12 protein-coding genes are annotated in these 16387 nt (G+C 70.0%); 5 read left to right on the forward strand and 7 right to left on the reverse strand.

The window, feature by feature from the left end; all coding sequences use genetic code 11:
• Positions 1-101 precede the first annotated feature (101 nt).
• A complete protein-coding gene (locus P6166_RS02675) occupies positions 102-1112 on the forward strand; it encodes a transporter (RefSeq protein WP_277762991.1) in 1011 nt (336 codons plus the stop codon).
• 76 nt (positions 1113-1188) lie between these two features.
• Here P6166_RS02675 and P6166_RS02680 read toward each other — a convergent pair whose 3' ends face one another.
• Entirely contained in the window at positions 1189-3765 is a 2577-nt protein-coding gene (locus P6166_RS02680; protein ID WP_277762992.1) for a methyl-accepting chemotaxis protein, read from the reverse strand.
• A 185-nt stretch (positions 3766-3950) separates the two neighbouring features.
• Positions 3951-5672: a ubiquinone-dependent pyruvate dehydrogenase gene (gene poxB / locus P6166_RS02685; RefSeq protein WP_277762993.1), complete on the reverse strand. Its 1722-nt coding sequence runs from the start codon at positions 5670-5672 to the stop codon at positions 3951-3953.
• Between the two features lie 195 nt (positions 5673-5867).
• Here poxB and P6166_RS02690 point away from each other — a divergent pair, with 195 nt between their 5' ends.
• Positions 5868-7550 (forward strand): glycoside hydrolase family 43 protein, encoded by a 1683-nt coding sequence (locus P6166_RS02690; RefSeq protein ID WP_277762994.1) that lies wholly within the window; start codon positions 5868-5870, stop codon positions 7548-7550.
• Between the two features lie 55 nt (positions 7551-7605).
• Here P6166_RS02690 and P6166_RS02695 read toward each other — a convergent pair whose 3' ends face one another.
• The 3 genes from P6166_RS02695 to P6166_RS02705 are packed head-to-tail and all read right to left on the reverse strand — an operon-like array spanning position 7606 to position 10939.
• The gene (locus P6166_RS02695) at positions 7606-8424 is read right to left on the reverse strand and encodes an aldose epimerase (RefSeq protein WP_277762995.1); all 819 of its coding nucleotides are present in this window, start codon (positions 8422-8424) and stop codon (positions 7606-7608) included.
• The gene (locus P6166_RS02700) at positions 8417-9436 is read right to left on the reverse strand and encodes a glycoside hydrolase family 43 protein (protein ID WP_277762996.1); all 1020 of its coding nucleotides are present in this window, start codon (positions 9434-9436) and stop codon (positions 8417-8419) included. The genes P6166_RS02695 and P6166_RS02700 overlap by 8 nt, the downstream gene beginning before the upstream one ends.
• Before the next feature lie 24 nt (positions 9437-9460).
• Positions 9461-10939: an MFS transporter gene (locus P6166_RS02705; protein ID WP_277762997.1), complete on the reverse strand. Its 1479-nt coding sequence runs from the start codon at positions 10937-10939 to the stop codon at positions 9461-9463.
• Positions 10940-11443: 504 nt separating this feature from the next.
• On the opposite strand from P6166_RS02705, the gene P6166_RS02710 reads away from it, so the two are divergent.
• Positions 11444-12595, forward strand: a complete 1152-nt coding sequence (locus P6166_RS02710) for an endo-1,4-beta-xylanase (RefSeq protein WP_277762998.1) — start codon at positions 11444-11446, stop codon at positions 12593-12595.
• A gap of 37 nt (positions 12596-12632) precedes the next feature.
• On the opposite strand, the gene P6166_RS02715 is transcribed toward P6166_RS02710, so the two are convergent.
• Both P6166_RS02715 and P6166_RS02720 read right to left on the reverse strand, forming a co-directional pair.
• Positions 12633-12857: a hypothetical protein gene (locus P6166_RS02715; protein ID WP_277762999.1), complete on the reverse strand. Its 225-nt coding sequence runs from the start codon at positions 12855-12857 to the stop codon at positions 12633-12635.
• Positions 12858-13005: 148 nt separating this feature from the next.
• Positions 13006-13524: a DNA starvation/stationary phase protection protein gene (locus P6166_RS02720; RefSeq protein ID WP_277763000.1), complete on the reverse strand. Its 519-nt coding sequence runs from the start codon at positions 13522-13524 to the stop codon at positions 13006-13008.
• A 237-nt stretch (positions 13525-13761) separates the two neighbouring features.
• Here P6166_RS02720 and P6166_RS02725 point away from each other — a divergent pair, with 237 nt between their 5' ends.
• Together P6166_RS02725 and P6166_RS02730 are read left to right on the forward strand one after the other, a co-directional pair.
• Complete coding sequence (locus P6166_RS02725) at positions 13762-15723, forward strand: ATP-binding protein (protein WP_277763001.1); 1962 nt, start codon at positions 13762-13764, stop codon at positions 15721-15723.
• Positions 15713-16366: a response regulator transcription factor gene (locus tag P6166_RS02730; RefSeq protein ID WP_277763002.1), complete on the forward strand. Its 654-nt coding sequence runs from the start codon at positions 15713-15715 to the stop codon at positions 16364-16366. The genes P6166_RS02725 and P6166_RS02730 overlap by 11 nt, the downstream gene beginning before the upstream one ends.
• Positions 16367-16387: the final 21 nt, after the last annotated feature.

Raw genomic sequence — 16387 nt, forward strand, 5'->3', positions numbered from 1 at the left:
GCGGAGCCGCATGATACGTGCCCGCGCGGCACCCTGCCGCCGGTACGCGGCGTGTCATCGGTTTGGGCTACCCTGCGCGTGGCAGCCACGGCGTGCGGAACATGCGCATCATCGAGAACACCTACGGTTCGGACGACAACGGCCTGGTCTGGGGCTACCGCTTTGCTCCCGACCGCCCGGCCGAGCCGATCGCCACCGACGCGGTCGCCGCGTTCCTGGCCCAGGCGCAGGACGACGGCAGCTTCCTGTGGCTGCACTTCGCGCTGTCCAACCAAGGCTCCGAGCGCTACCTGCGCCGCGCGCTGGCGTTGCCCGATGCCTTCCACGACTCGCTGCGCAGCGAGGTCGGCGCCACCCGGCTGGAACTGGACGACGATGCGCTGGTGGCGGTGATCCACGACGTGTTGTTCGATTCCAGCTTCGACGCTTCGGAGGTCGGCACCACCAGCCTGTGCATCGGCCCGCGGTTGGTGGTCAGCGCCCGGCTGCGGCCGCTGCGCTCGGTGGACCGGCTGCGCGCGGACATCCGCGCCGGCCAGGCGTTCCGTTCGCCGGTGGAGCTGCTGGCGCACCTGCTGCGCGACCAGGCCAACGTGCTGGGCGATATCCTGCGCACCTCCACCGCGCAGGTGGACCGCATCGAGGACCGCCTGCTGGCCAGCCAGGTATCCACCGACCGCAAGGCGCTGGGTGCGTTGCGGCGCACGCTGGTGCGGTTGCAGCGATTGCTGGCGCCGGAGCCGGCCGCGCTGTTCCGGCTGCTGAACCGGCCGCCGGCGTGGATCAGCGCCGAGGACGTGATCGACCTGCGCCAGGCGGCGGAGGAATTCTCCACCGTGATCGCCGACTCGGCCGCGCTCGTGGAGCGGGTCAAGCTGATCCAGGAAGAACTCGCCGCGCTGGTCAACGAGCAGACCAGCCGCACGCTGTTCGTGTTGACCGTGGTGACCGTGCTGGCGCTGCCGGTGAACCTGGTCGCCGGGCTGTTCGGCATGAACGTCGGCGGGATTCCATTGGCCGGCCACGCGCACGGCTTCGCCACGGTGGTGACGGTGCTGGTCCTGCTCACGGCGGTGCTGGCGTGGTTCTCCTTCCGGCCGCGCGGGGATTAGGCCACGCTCCACCGGCGCGCGGCCTTTCCCGAACGGGCGGCCGCCGCGGCGAGTTGCCGTCGAAGCGCGCGGCGTCCTACACCGGCGACATCGCGCGCAATGCCGGCTTTGCCGGCCGCACCCGGAACACCGCCACCGCTTCGGTCAGCGCCGTCGCTTGCGCCTGCATCGCGTGCGCGGCCTCGGTCGCCTCCTCCACCAGCGCGGCGTTGCGCTGGGTGGTCTGTTCCATGCGCCCGATGCCGGCATTGATTTCCTCGATCCCGACGGCCTGGCTGCGCGAACCGCCGGAGATCTCGGCCATCAGGTCGGCCACGCCGCTGATGCGCCCGATGATCCGGCCCATCGTCTCGCCCGCCTTGTGCGCCTGCGCCGAGCCGGCCGCCACGCGGTCCACCGAGGCGGCCACCAGCGTCTTAATCTGCCTGGCCGCATCGGCCGAACGCTGCGCCAGGTTGCGCACCTCGCCGGCCACCACCGCGAAGCCACGGCCCTGCTCGCCCGCGCGCGCGGCTTCCACCGCGGCGTTGAGCGCCAGCAGGTTGGTCTGGAAGGCGATGCCGTCGATCACCGCGACAATCTCGCCGATGCGCCGCGAGGCCGCGTCGATCTCGCGCATCGTCCCCACCACGCCCTGCACCACTTCACCGCCACTGGACGCCACGGCCACGGCGTCGGCGACGAGGCGGTCGGCCTGCTGCGCGGCATCGGCGTTGTGCCGCACGATGGCGGTGATCTCGTCCATCGCCACGGCGGTGTCGCGCAGGCTCGCCGCCTGCGCCTGGGTATGCGCGGAGACGTCGCCGTTGCCCGCGGCGATGCCCGCCGCCGCTTCGTCCAAGGTGGTCGCCGCCTGCTGGATGTCGAGCACGATCGCGCTCAGCTGCGCCACCGTGGCGTTGGCATCGTCGCGCATGCGGGCGAACACGCCGGCGAACTCGCCTTCCATGCGCACGCGCAGATCGCCTTGCGCCAGCGCGGCCAGCAGGGCCTGGATTGCGTCGAGCTTGTCCTGGAAGGTCGCCAGCAGGTGGTTGATGCTCAGGGAGAGCGTGCGCACGAAACCCTGCTTGTCCTGCAGCGGGATGCGCCCGCCCAGCTCGCCGCGCGCGGCGCCATCGACCAGCGCGGCGATCTCACCTTCCACCACCAGCTCCAACGCCCTGCTGCGCCATTCCACCGCCGCGCCCAAGCGCTGGCCGTCCACCATCATCGGGCTGGCGGCCAGCACATAGCGGATACCCGCCAGCTCGATCTCCTGTTCGTGCGCTTCCCCGGCGTCGAGCCGGTGCTGCAGCGTGCCGAAAGCCGGGTGCAACTGGGTGGCGGGCATGCCGACCCAGCCGGCCGGCAGGTGCAGCACCTCGACGAGCGCGCGATTCGCGTAGCCGATCCGGCCCTCGCCATCGAGCAACAGCAACCCGGTCTGCACGCTGTCCAGGGCCTGGCGCGCGCGCTCGTTCTCGCGCGCGGCCGCCCGCTCAGCCTCGAAACGGTCGCGCAGGCGCGCCTGCATGTCGCGCAGGCGGTGCGCGAGCTGGCCGATCTCGTCATGCGGGTTGTGGATGCGCAGCTCAGTCTGCAAGCGGTCCTCGGCGATGTCGTCGGCAAAGCGCAGCGTGTCCTCGATGGGCTGGCGTACCGCCTTGAGGATCAGCACCAGCACCGCCACCACCACGCCGGCCACCACCAGCCAGATCACCGCGAACAAGCCCGTCATCCAGTGGCGCTGGGATTGCTGGCGCTGGCTGGCCGCGTCCAGCGAAGCGCCCTGCGCTTGCGAGAGTGCCGCCAGCGCCGGCGTGATCGCCGCGGCGGTGCCTTCCAGCGCCTGCGCCTCCACGTCCAGGCCGATGCGCGCGGCCGTGTAGGCCAGCAGGGCTTGCTGGTAGGCCTCCATGCCATCGCGCAGCGCGGCGGTGTCGGCGGCCGGCAGGCGCGCGGCCTCCAGCGCCAGGTCGAAGGGCATCTTCTGCTCGCTGGCCTGGTCGGTCAGGCGGGCGTCGCCGGTCAACAGGAACTGCGATTCGTAGCGCCGCATCTTCTGCCACGAAGCCGACAGCGCCGGCCGCGCCGCCGCCTCGAGCACCGGGTCGATCGCGTCGGCCCTGGCCTGCAGCTGCGCCCGCAGGCTGGCATCGCCGCTGCCCATCTCGTCCACGCGCTGGTTGAGCGACGCGATGCCTTCCGCGAACGCCTTCACCTGCGCCGCCACATCGGCCACGCGCGCGGCCACCGCTTGCCCGGCCGATCGCCGCTGCAACTGCGAAAGCGTGGCCAGCAGCTGTTCGTGCGCCTGCTGCAAGGCCTTGCGATCCCCGTCGCCCTGGCGCGCGGCATAGACCGTCTGCAGCCGGCGCGCTTCGGCGACCTGCTCGCTGAGGCGGCCGGTGAGCGCGGCCTGCGCCTGGTGCGCGTCGAAGATGCGCGCGGCGCTTTCCACGCCGGCGCTGGCGCGCCAGTACGCCAGGCCGATCACCACCAGGCCAATCCCGGAAACGACGAGGGCCGCGCGAATCTTGCGCGCGATGCCCCATTGGGCGATGTTGGCTGGCCGATACGCGGCCAGCCCATGCGGCCTCCTTGCGCGCAGGGTATCCAGGAGGGCGCGCAGGCGATCCATCGGCGCGAAGGTTCCTTGGGAGGCCGTCATGGCGGGTGATGTCCGAGGCAGAAAATCGCATCGGTATCGGCCGGGATGGCGGGGGCTTTAGGGTTTTCTTCGCGGGTTCGGGTGCGGCGGCCGGGTGGGTCAGCGAAAAACTCGATGCGTCGCGTACGGCAACGCACGCGGTCGCAAAACTACGCCGCGTGCGCTTCACTGCGATGACAAAACCGCTAACGCCGCAGGTTGACCTTGGCCAGGTCCAGCACCTGCCCACCGCGGCCGTCCAGCACGGCCTTGAGCAGGAACAGGCCAAAATCCTTGGCCTGGCCCCAGGACGCCTTCGGCGGCATCACCAGTTCCTGCCGCGCGCTGACCACGTCCACCAGCGCCGGGCCCGGGTGCGCCAACGCAGCCTGCAGCGATTCGCGCAACTCGCCCGGCCGCTCCACGCGCCAGCCCGCCACGCCCATCGCCCGCGCCATCGCCGCGAAATCCGGATTGACCAGCTCGCAGCCGGTATCCAGCAGGCCGGCAGCCTTCATCTCCAGCTCCACGAAGCCGAGCGTGCCGTTGTTGAGCACGATCACCTTCACCGGCAGCCCGAGCTGGGCCAGGGTGATGAAGTCGCCCATCATCATGGTGAAACCGCCATCGCCGGAGAGCGACACCACCTGGCGCCCGGGGTGGCTGGCCTGCGCACCGATCGCCTGCAACATCGCATTGGCCATCGAGCCATGGTTGAACGAGCCGAGCAGGCGCCGCTGCCCGTTGAGACGCAGGTAGCGCGCGGCCCACACCGTCGGCGTGCCCACGTCGCAGGTGAAGATCGCATCGTCCGCCGCCAGTTCGCTGACCAGGCGGTTGAGCTGCTGCGGATGCACCACCTCGCCGTCGGGCTCGATGCGCGCCAGTTCGTCCAGCTCCGCGCGCGCCTTGGCGTAGTGCGCGCGCGCATCGTCCAGGTGGGAGGAATCGGTCTTGGTGGCCAGCAGGGGCAGCAGCTGCGGCAGCGCGTGGCGCAGGTCGGCCTGGATGCCCAGCTCCACGGGCGTGCGGTTGCCCAGCGACTCCGGATTGAGGTCGATCTGGATCACGCGCGCGTCCTGCGGATAGAACTGCCGGTACGGGAAATTGGTACCGAGCAGGACCAGGGTGTCGCAGGCCTTCATGGCCGCATAGCCGGAGGAAAAGCCGATCAGCCCGGTCATGCCCACGTCGAACGGGTTGTCGTGCTCCAGCCACTCCTTGCCGCGCAGCGCATGCACGATGGGCGCGCGCAGCTTCTCCGCCAGCGCGATGACCTCTTCGCGCGCCTGCGCGCAACCGGCGCCACACAGCAGCGTCACCTTGCCGGCGGCATTGAGTATCTCCGCTGCCTGGCGCAGTTCGGAGGGCGCGGCCTGCACCACCGGCGGAGCCGGCGCGATCCATTTCGGCAACGGCGCTTCCAGCGGCTTGAGCGCGGTGTCGCCAGAGATCACCACCACCGCCACGCCCTTGCGCGCGATGGCCGTGCGCATCGCCCGGTCCAGGATCTGCGGCAGCTGCTCCGGCTGCGACACCAGCTCGACGTAGTGGCTGCATTCCTTGAACAGGATTTCCGGGTGGGTGGCCTGGAAATAGTCGATGCCGATCTCGCTGCTGGGGATGTGCGCGGCAATCGCCAGCACCGGCGCGCCGCTGCGGTGGCAGTCGAACAGGCCGTTGATCATGTGCAGGTTGCCCGGCCCACAGCTGCCCACGCACACGGCCAGCTCGCCGGTCAGCTGCGCCTCGGCGCCCGCGGCGAACGCGCCGGCTTCCTCGTGGCGCATGTGCACCCATTCGATGCGGCCGCGCGCGCGCAGGGCTTCGGTGAATCCATTCAAGGAATCGCCGACCACGCCGTAGACGCGTTCGACCCCGGCCACTTCCAGTACCTGGGCCATGTATTCGGCGGCGTTCTGGCGCATCGGACACTCCTGCGAGGGGGAAGGCGCCAGCCTAGGCCGATGCGGGTGACGGCGGAATCATCCCTTCGCATGATGCGGCCAGCCTCGATCCGGGCGTCATCCCGGCATAGGCGCGTGCGAAATCTTCATAGCCACGGCGCGCCACGGGCGCGGCGGCATGGTTTGATGCCCGGTCTGGATGGGAGGAAACGCGGCATGAAACACACCTGGGGATGGGCCTGGTGCGCGCTGGTGGCATTCGCGGCACAGGCCGGCGAAGCCCGGTTCACCGAAGTGCGCTATAGGGGCGACGATGGCGGGCCGGTACCCACCGCGGCGCAGTACCGCAACCCGATCCTGGCCGGCTTCTATCCGGACCCTTCCGTGGTGCGCGCCGGCGACGACTTCTACCTGGTGAACAGCAGCTTCGGCTATTTCCCCGGGCTGCCGGTATTCCATAGCCGCAACCTCGTGGACTGGCGGCAGGTGGGCAACGCGATCGACCGGCCCGGCCAGGTGGACCTGGGCCAGCACGAGCTCACGCGCGGGTTGTTCGCCGCCTCGATCAGCGAGCACGCCGGCACCTTCTATATCACCAACACCTGCTTCTACTGCGACCGCGGCAACTTCGTGATCACCGCCAGGGACCCGGCCGGCCCGTGGTCCGATCCACACTGGCTGGGCTTCGAGGGCATCGACCCGTCGCTGTTCTTCGACCGCGATGGCAGTGCGTGGGTGGTCAACAACGGGCTGCCGGAAGGCAAGCTGCGCTACGACGGCCATCGCGCGATCTGGCTGCAGCAGCTGGACCTGGCGACGATGACGATGGTGGGGCCGCGCAAGGTGCTCGTCGATGCCGGCGCCGACCCGGCGAGCCATCCCGAACACGTGGAAGGCCCGCACCTGTTCCGACGCGGCGACTACTACTACCTGACCGCGGCCGAGGGCGGCACCGGCGAGCAGCACGCGCAGATGGTCTACCGCAGCCGGGCGATCTTCGGGCCCTACGAGGCGTGGCACGACAATCCCACGCTGACCCAGCGCGACCTGGACCCGGCGCGCCCGGACCCGGTGACTTCCGCCGGGCACGCGCAGTTCGTCGAACTCAAGGATGGCAGCTGGTGGGCGGTATTCCTGGCCACGCGGCCGTATGAGGGCAACCACTACAACATCGGCCGCGAGACGTTCCTGCTGCCCGTCCGCTGGGAGGACGATTGGCCGCGCATCCTGCCGCACGGGGAGCGCGTGCCGGCGATCGCCCAACGCCCCGCCCTGCCGCGCGCCACCGACGTGCCGCCGATGAGTGGCCCGATGGCCTGGCGGGAATCGTTCGCGGGAAAGCACCTGCCACCGGCGTGGGTGAGCGTGAACGCGCCGCGTACGCGCTGGTTCGGCACCGGGCGTGGCGGGCTGTGGATCGCGCCATCGGCCACGCCGTTGGGTGAATTCGCCGGTGGGCAGCCGAGCTACCTGGGCCACCGGCTGCAGCACCACCATGCGGACCTCGAAGCGACGGTAGAGGCCCGCGGCCTGCAAGCGGGCGAGCATGCGGGGCTGGCGGTGTTGCAGAACGAAAGCCACTTCTATGCGCTGGCGCTGGCGCGCGAGGCAGCCCACACCACGCTGGCCTTGTGGCGGCGCGCAAGCGCGGACGAACCCGCGCCAGGCGTGGCGATCGCGTCGGTGGCGTTGCCGCAGGGGGTAACGTCGGCCCGCCTGCGTTTCAAGCTGCAAGGCGCGGCGATGCGAGCGGAGTACGCCGTGGCTGGCAATGGCTGGCAGGTGCTGGCCGATAACCTGGACGCGCGTTTGCTGAGCACGCAAACGGCAAGCGGGTTCATCGGCGCCACGTTCGGGCCTTATGCGTGGCGCGACGGCGGCGACGACGGGACTGACTGAGGCCTGCGCTCACACCGTACTGCTTCGCGCGCCGGACGATGCGGCCCCGCCCGGGTCACACGGCCGAGAATTCCCACTCGAACCATGCCGACACGCTGGCCCCGGGCGCCAGCACGGCATCGCGCAGGTTGAACGCGTCCGGCGGCCCGCTCTGCGGCTCGAAGCAGGTCGCGTGCGGTGTTTCGTCGTAGTACACCCAGTGGTCGCCATTCGAGCGCAGCACCAGGCGATGCCCTTCGCGCGTCAGGGCCACCGGCGCATCGCACAGATAGCAGTCGTCCTTCGGCCCCGGCGGCGGCGCCAGCGGCAGCGTGGCGATGCCTTCCGCGTCGCGCGGATAGTAGGCGCGCGGTGCGAAGTCGAAGCGCTCGGCCTTGACGAACCACGGATGCCACCCGAGCACGGGCAACGGCATTGCACGCTCCCCCGCAACCAGTTGCATGTCCAGGCGCAGGCGATCGGGCATCACCTCGATACGCTGCTCCACCCGGCCGCCGAACGGCCAGTCCGCGCCCTCGCCCAGTTCGAGGGCGAGCACCACGCGCTGCGCGCCATGCGCAACGACCGACCACCGCCGCACGAACCCCACGCCATGGATCGCATGCGCGCCCAGGCTGGGCGGCAACTGCCAGGTGTCGCCCGCGAAGGGAAAGCGCCCGTTCCGGATCCGGCCGGCCCAGGGCACCATCGGGTACGCACCCCAGGAGATCGCGCCCGGGTAACCCGCGTCCGGCCCGATCAACCAATCCCGTCCCGCGTGCCGCACCTGGGCCAGGCGGCCGCCGGCCTCCGGTGCCACCGTCACCTCCAGCGCACCTGCACGGAGCACGAAGGTCTCGCCCGGCGGCAGCGGTGTCATCGCCGGCTCAGTCATGGCCATACGGCTCCAGCGTGGCGATGCGCCCGTCCGCATCATGGTGCAGCTCGGCCACCTTCATCGAGCGCAGGTGCGTCACCCCGCCGGACAGCAGCGCGTCGTGGTAGTACAGCCACCAACGCCCATCGAACGCGACGATCGAGTGGTGCGTGGTCCAGCCCACGACCGGGTTGAGGATGCGCCCCTGGTAAGTGAACGGCCCATAGGGGGTGTCGCCCGTTGCGTAGCAGATGTAGTGGGTGTCGCCGGTCGAATACGAGAGGTAATAGCGCCCGCCGTGCTTGTGCATCCACGGGCCTTCGAAATAGCGGCGGTCGTGGTCGCCCGCGCGCAGGGGCTGGCCATCCGCGTCCACGATCGACAACTCGCGCGGCGCCTCGTCGAACGCCTTCATGTCCGCATGCAGCCGCGCCATGCGCGGGCCCAGCGCGGGCGCGTCGGCCGGCGGCTCCTCGTTCGCCGCGTCGTAGCGGTTGTCCCGGTACTTTTGCAGCTGCCCGCCCCAGATGCCGCCGAAGTAGCAGTAGTACGCGCCATCGTCGTCGGCGAACACCGCCGGGTCGATGGAATAACTGCCCTCGATGGGGGCCGGCTCGGCGACGAACGGGCCTTCCGGCCGCTCGCCCACCGCCACGCCGATCTGGAAGATGCCGTCGGCGCGTTTGGCCGGAAAATACAGGTAGTAGCGCCCATCGCGCTCGGCGCAATCGGGCGCCCACATCTGCCGCGCGGCCCACGGCACATCGCGCACGTGCAAGGCCACGCCGCAATCCACCGCCTCGCCCTGCGGATGATCCTGGCGATAGACGTGGTAGTCCTCCATCGCGAAGTGGTCGCCGTTGTCGTTGAAAGGCACGCCGCCTTCCACATCGTGCGAGGGATAGATGTACATCCGCCCTTCGAAGACGTGGGCGGAAGGATCGGCGGTGTACTGCGCGGTCACCAGCGGGGCGGACAGGGCGCTGCGCTTCAGCGCCGCCAGGCGTTCCGGGTCGATATGGTCGCTCATGAAGGGGGTCGAGGGAGAAAGGGGTCAGGCGGTGGCGGCGGCGCGGCGTGCGCCCAGTTCCTGCTCGATGCGCGCTTCGGTGCGCTTGTCGATCTCGTACAGGAACAGCAGCGCCACCGCGGCCAGGAAGGGAATCGACGCGTACACGCTGACCGACAATCGGATGCCGTCGGCCACCGCCGGTGCCTGCGTGGTCGCGCCGCCGTCATAGCCATAGTGCGCCAGGATCGCCGCCACCAGCGCGCCGCCGATGCTCAGGCCGATCTTCAGGCCGCACAGCATCGCCGAGAAGATGATCGCCGTGGCGCGACGATGGTTGCGCCATTCGGAGTAGTCGGCCACGTCGGCGATCATCGCCCACAGCAGCGGCGTGGTGATGCCGTAGAAGAAGCCGTGCAGGATGTAGAACAACACCACCAGGCCCACGGCCTGCGGCGGAAAGAACAGGTAGGCCAGCAGGCACAGCGTGGACACCAGCAGCGCGCCCCCGAATACGTCGCGCTTGCCGAAGCGCTCGGCAAGCCGGCGCGAGAAGCCGATGCCGATGATCATGGCGATGATGCCGCCGGCGCTGAACAGGCTGAAAGCCGAGGTGGGTGCATCCTGCGGCCACTGGAACGCGGACAACCCCAGGCTGGCCAGCACGCTGTTGAGCCCGGCGAGGAAGCGGTTGAAGCCGACCCCGTCGATGAACGCCGCCAGGTCCGGCTCGCTGAGGTAGTACTTGAAGTAGTAGATGTACATGCCGCCCTTCAGCGCGAGGGTGACGAAGACCAGGATGGTCAGCGCCAGCATCACCAGCCAGGGCCGGTTGCGCATCAGGTCGGCCAGGTCCTGGCGTACGCTGCCCCCCTCGCCCGCCGCTGGCACCACCCGCTCGCGCGTGGTGAAGAAGGTGATCAGGAAGAACACCGTGCCGACCACCGCGAATACGGCCATCGTGTGCTGGAACCCCAGCGCCTTGTCGCCGCCGCCCAGGATCAGCACCAACGGCAGCAGCAGCACCTGGATGATGAACTGCGCGATCATCACCGCCACGAAGCGATACGCCGAAAGGCTGTTGCGCTGGTCCATGTTGCCGGTGAGCACGCCGCTCAGCGCCGAGTACGGCAGGTTGTTGGCCACGTACACCAGCATCAGCAGGCTGTAGGTCGCCAGCGCGTAGGCGATCTTGCCGTGCTCGCCCAGGTTCGGGGTGGAGAACGCCAGCAGCGAGAGCAGGCCGAACGGCACGGCCGTCCATAGGATCCACGGGCGGAACTTGCCCCAGCGGCTGCGCGTGCGGTCGGCGATGATGCCCACCACCGGGGTGAACACGAATGCGCCGAGCAGGCCCACGCTGAAAATCACCGTGGCCGCGGCGGCGGCGGGAATGCGGTAGACATCGGTATAGAAGAACGCCAGGAAGCTGATCAGGGTCTGGAAGATGAGGTTGGCGGCCAGGTCGCCCAGGCTGTAGCCGATCTTCTCGGTGACCGATAGCGGTGCGGACGTACGGTTCATGGATTTCCCGGCGAACGAAGAGGAAGGCGCGACCGCGGCGGCCGCTGCCTGGAGGGATGGGAGGCAGAGGACACCGCGGCCGCGTGCGGCCCGAAACATGCCGCCAATACCGGGCATGATCGCAAGCCCGGCGGATACAGCGCACAGCGATTGGGATGGTAGCGCTATCATGACGGCTTGCACGCTGCAGGGCAGCATTTGATGGTCAAGGCGTGGCGGCGCGCCTGCGGAGGAGCGCATCACTGCCTCGCCCGGCCGCACCCGTGGGCGCGAGCAGTGGCGCGAGCGATCCGCGCGTGTTAGTGATAGCGCTATCACGCAACAGACCGAACGCTTGAAAACAAGGCTTTTCCTTCCTCCACGGTGCAGGTTCCAGCGCAAGGCCGTGCTGCGCCGCGCCATCCGCGTGGCCCACGCTTTCGCATCGCGCTACGGGAGGCCGTTCCCGAGCGCAGGCCGCCAGCTGACCCTCCATCCCATCCACTCGCCCTCCCGGAGCATGCCATGACCTTGTCGTTCCGCCCGACCCTGCTTGCCCTGGCATGGGCCGCCACCGCCCTGCCCGCGTTCGCCGCCGCGCCGCCGGCCACGTTGAAGGACGCTTATCGCGACGACTTCCTCGTCGGCGTGGCGGTGAACGATGCCATCGTCAGTGGCCGCGACGCGCGCTCGCAGCAGTTGGTGATTGCGCAGTTCGACACCATCACCGCCGAGAACGAACTCAAGCCGGAGAACGTGCATCCGCGGCCCGGCGTTTACGACTTCAGCAAGGGCGATGCCTTCGTCCGCTTCGGCCAGGCGCACGGCATGTTCCTGGTGGGCCATAACCTGCTATGGCATATCCAGACGCCGGCGTGGATGTTCACCGATGCGCAGGGCCGCCCGAACACGGCCGATGCCCAGTTGGCGGTGCTGAAGGACCACATCCAGCACGTCGCGGGACATTTCGCCGGCCGCCTGCAGGCATGGGATGTCGCCAACGAGGTCGTCGACGAGGACGGCAGCTACCGCCAGAGCCCATGGCTGAAGAACGTGGGCGATGGCGACCGCCTGCTGCGCGAGGCCTATCGCTACGCCGCCGAGGCGGCCCCGGGTACCGAGCTGTACTACAACGACTTCAACACCGAGAAGCCGGCCAAGCGCGAGGGCATCGTGCGGTTGGTGAAGATGCTGCAGGCCAGCGGCGTGCGCGTGGACGGCGTGGGCATGCAGGGCCACTGGGGACTGGAGAGCCCGTCGATCGCCGAGATCGAAACCAGCATCGACACCTTCGCCGCCCTGGGCGTGAAAGTGATGATCACCGAGCTGGACATCGACGTGCTGCCGCAGCCGCCGCGCACCGACGGCATGCCCGCCGACCAGCGCCTGGAGCTACCCGCCGACGCGACCGCGCGGCGCCAGCTCGACCCGTGGCCGGAGGGCCTGCCGGCGGACATGCAGCAACGCCTGGCCCAGCGCTACGCCGAGTTGTTCGCGCTGTTCAAGCGCAAGCGCGATGTCATCGCGCGCGTCACCTTCTGGAACGTGCACGATGGCGGCTCCTGGAAGAACGACTACCCGGTGCGCGGCCGGCACAACTATCCGCTGCTGTTCGACCGCGAACGCCAGCCCAAGCCGGCTTTCGACGCGGTCATCCGCGCGGCGGGCACGCCGTGAGCTGATCCGCCGTGCCTGGGTGGGCGGGGCCGTGGCCTCAGCCGGCCACCGACGGCGTGCGCGGCTGCCAGCCCAGCAGCCGCGCCGGCAGGAACAACAGCGCGCCGAGGAAGGCGAACAACGCCGAGAAGGTCACGCCGACCAGCCGGAAGGGCAACAGCAACAGCCACACGAACGGCCATGCCACCAGCGCCAGCAGGGCCAACGGCCAGCACAGCACGAACAGCAGGCACCACGCGACCACGCCGAACAAGGTTTTCATTCCTGGCTCCTGTACGGGGGCGAGCACCGCACCCGGCACCGCCAGCATGGACGCCATGGCGTCCTGCCTCAACGCGGTTGCGACGAAACGGGGAAATCTCGCCCCCAACCCGGCCCGGCACGGCGCGGACCGGGCGCCAGGACGCGGCTCAGGCCGGCCGGCGGGTGCTTTCGAACAGGAACCAGGCGCGGCGTTCCGCCTCGTCGATCCACACCTCGATCAGGCTGGTGGAGGCGACATCGCCATAGGTGTCGCACACGCCATGCGCCTCGCGCAGGAAGCCGGCCATGCGGCGGTTGTCGTCGGCCAGTTCGGCGAGCATGTCCTCCGGCGTGACGTAGTCGGCGTCGTTGTCGGCCAGCCGCTGCAGGCGCTGGATGTGGCCGATCGAGCGCAGCGTGGTGCCGCCCACCTTGCGCGCGCGCTCGGCCAGCACGTCGGTGGTGGCGAAGATCTGGTCGCCCTGTTCGTCCAGCATCAGGTGGTAGTCGCGGAAATGCGGGCCGGACAGGTGCCAATGGAAGTTCTTGGTCTTCAGGTACAGCGCGAACATGTCGGCCAGCACGCCGGTGAGGGCGGCGGCGATGTCGCGCGCGGCGTCCTCGCCGAGGTCGTTGCGGACATGCAGCGCGGCGGCGCGGCGAGCGGCGGTGGATTGCGGGTTCATGACCAGTCTCCTGCGGTGGCGGAAGGTAAGGACCGGAACCGCATGGCGGTGTCCGGCATGGCGCACAACGTAGCCAGGCACGGCGGCCGGCAACATTGCCGGTTCGTTTCGCGCGCTCATACCTTGGTGTGGGGCTGCGCCCAAGCGCACGGCCGTACCAGCCACCCCGCCGGGCCGCGTCTATGATCGGCGGGCCGTCCCCCGCGCCCCCGTCCCGTCGAACCGGAGCCTTGCCGCATGCTCCCTCCTGCCGCCGCACCGCACACGCCCTCCCCGACTAGCGCCGGACGGGCTGCCGCCCCGCCACGCGAGCGCCTGCAGCAGGGCGCGTTGCGCCTGGGGGCTGCCCTGCTGGTGGGGGCGATCTTCCTGGTCGACACGCTGACCACGCTGGAAGGCGCGGTGGCGGTGCTCTACGTGGTGGCGGTGATGCTGGTCGCGCGCACGGCGCGCCGGGGCGACATCCTGGCCGTCGCCGCGGCGGGCATCGTGCTCACGGTCTACGCCTATCTGGATACCCACGGCCTGCGCCACGTCGGCGCGCAGACCTTTCGCGCGGCGGTGAGCCTGGCGGCCATCGCGATCAGCGCCGCGCTGGCGCTGGAGAACCAACGCGCGGTGCAGTCGCTGGCCTCGCAGGCCATGCTGCTGGACCTCTCGCACGACATGATCTTCACCCGCGACCGCGACGGGCGCATCGCGTTCTGGAGCCGCGGCGCCGCGGAGGTCTACGGCTTCAGCGCGCCGGAGGCGTTGGGCCGCGTCGCCGACGAACTGCTGCGCACGCGCTACGCGCAACCGCGCGCGCTGGCCGACGCGGCGCTGGAAGCCGAAGGCCGCTGGGAAGGCACGCTGCTGCAGACCACGCGCGACGGCCGCGAACTGCACGTGGAAAGCCGCTGGGCGCTGCAGCGCGATGCCGCCGGACGTCCATGGCGCGTGCTGGAAACCCACACCGACGTCACCGCGCGACAGGCCGCCCATGCCCGGCTGGTGCAAAGCGAGCAGCGCTACCGCCGCATGTTCGACGCCACCCGCATCGGCGTGGTGCAGCAGGACTGGCGCGCGCTCCACGCCGCGCTGCTCGCGCAAGGGCTCGACACCCCGTCCGCGCTGGCCGCCCATCTCGCGCGGCACCCCGGCTTCGCCGCGCAGGCCCGCGACCTGGTGCGCATCGAGCGCACGAATCCCGCCTTCGCCGCTATCGCCGGGCACGCGCAAGCGGCCATGCCGGCCTCGCTCTCCGAACTGCTCGATCCCGCCGACGATACCTTCGTCGCCTCGCTGCTCGCCTATGCCGGCGGCGAGACGTTCTTCGAAGGCGAGACCGAATTGCTGCGCGCCGACGGCCGGCGCGTGCCCGTGCTGTTCACCATCACCTTCCCCACCGCCGAGGATGGCGCCGGCAGCGTGCTGGTGTTCGTGGTGGACATCACCGAGCGCCGGCAAGCGCAGGACGCCATGCTCGCCGCGCAGGCCGAACTGGCGCACGCCATGCGCGTGGCGACGCTGGGCGAGCTCACCGCCTCCATCGCGCACGAAGTCAACCAGCCGTTGATGGCGGTGGTGACCAATGGCGAGGCCGGCATGCGCTGGTTGCGCCGCGAGACGCCGGACCTGCACGAGGTGGAGACAGCCATCGCACGGATCATCGCCGAAGGCCGGCGCGCCGGCGACATCGTGCGCCGGGTGCGCGATTTCCTCAGCAAGGCGCCGACGCTGCACCAGCCGCTGGCACCGGCGGCGCTGCTCGCCGACGCGGTGGAGCTGGTACGCCACGAGTTCACCCGCGAAGCGGTGGATGTGCACGTGCATGTCGAGGACGACCTGCCCTGGCTGCACGGCGACCGCGTGCAGCTGGAGCAGGTGCTGGTGAACCTGATGGTCAATGCCTGCCAGGCCCTGGCCGGCTGGCGCGGGCCGCGCATGCTGTTCCTTCACGCCGGCCGCGGCGCGGACGCTACGCTGGCGTTCCGCGTCGCCGACACCGGACCGGGCATCGCCCCCGCCGACCTGCCGCGCCTGTTCGATCCGTTCTACACGACCAAGCCGCACGGCATGGGCATGGGGCTGGCGATCTGCCGCACCACCGCCCAGGCCCACGGCGGCGAGCTCACGGTGGAAAGCACGCCCGGCCGTGGCACCGTGTTCGAGCTGACCCTGCCCGCCCACCACGACGCCCCGTCCCATGCGCCATAGCCCGCTTCCGCCGACTTCCTCCGTGCCGCTGGTCGTCATCGTGGACGATGAAGCCGCGGTGCGCGAAGCCCTCGACAGCCTGTTCCGCTCCATCGGCCTGCAGGCGCGCACCTTCGCCTCGCCGGCCGAGCTGCTGGCCCAGGCGCTGCCCGACGTGCCCGGCTGCCTGGTGCTGGACGTGCGCCTGCCCGGGATCAGTGGCCTGGATTTCCAGGCCCAACTCGTCGCGCAGGGGGTGGCGCTGCCGATCGTGTTCATGACCGGGCACGGCGACATCCCGATGACGGTGCGCGCGATGAAGGCCGGCGCGGTGGATTTCCTCGCCAAGCCCTTCCGCGACCAGGACATGCTCGATGCGGTGAGCGCGGCGATCGAACGCGACCGCCAGCGTCGTGCTCAGGCCGCGAGCCTGGCGCAGGTGCGCGAGCAGTACCAGACGCTGACCCCGCGCGAACGCGAGGTCATGGCGCACGTGGTGGCCGGGTTGATGAACAAGCAGGTCGCCGGATTGATCGGCCTGAGCGAGATCACCGTGAAGATCCATCGCGGCAACGTGATGCGCAAGATGGGCGTGCGTTCGCTGGCCGACCTCGTGCGGCAGGCCGAAGCGCTGGGCCTCCAGGGGCCCCACACCTCCGTATGATGTTCAGCCCGGTGCCCGCAT

It is taken from the genome of Stenotrophomonas sp. HITSZ_GD (assembly GCF_029543105.1).
Taxonomy (GTDB): domain Bacteria; phylum Pseudomonadota; class Gammaproteobacteria; order Xanthomonadales; family Xanthomonadaceae; genus Stenotrophomonas_A.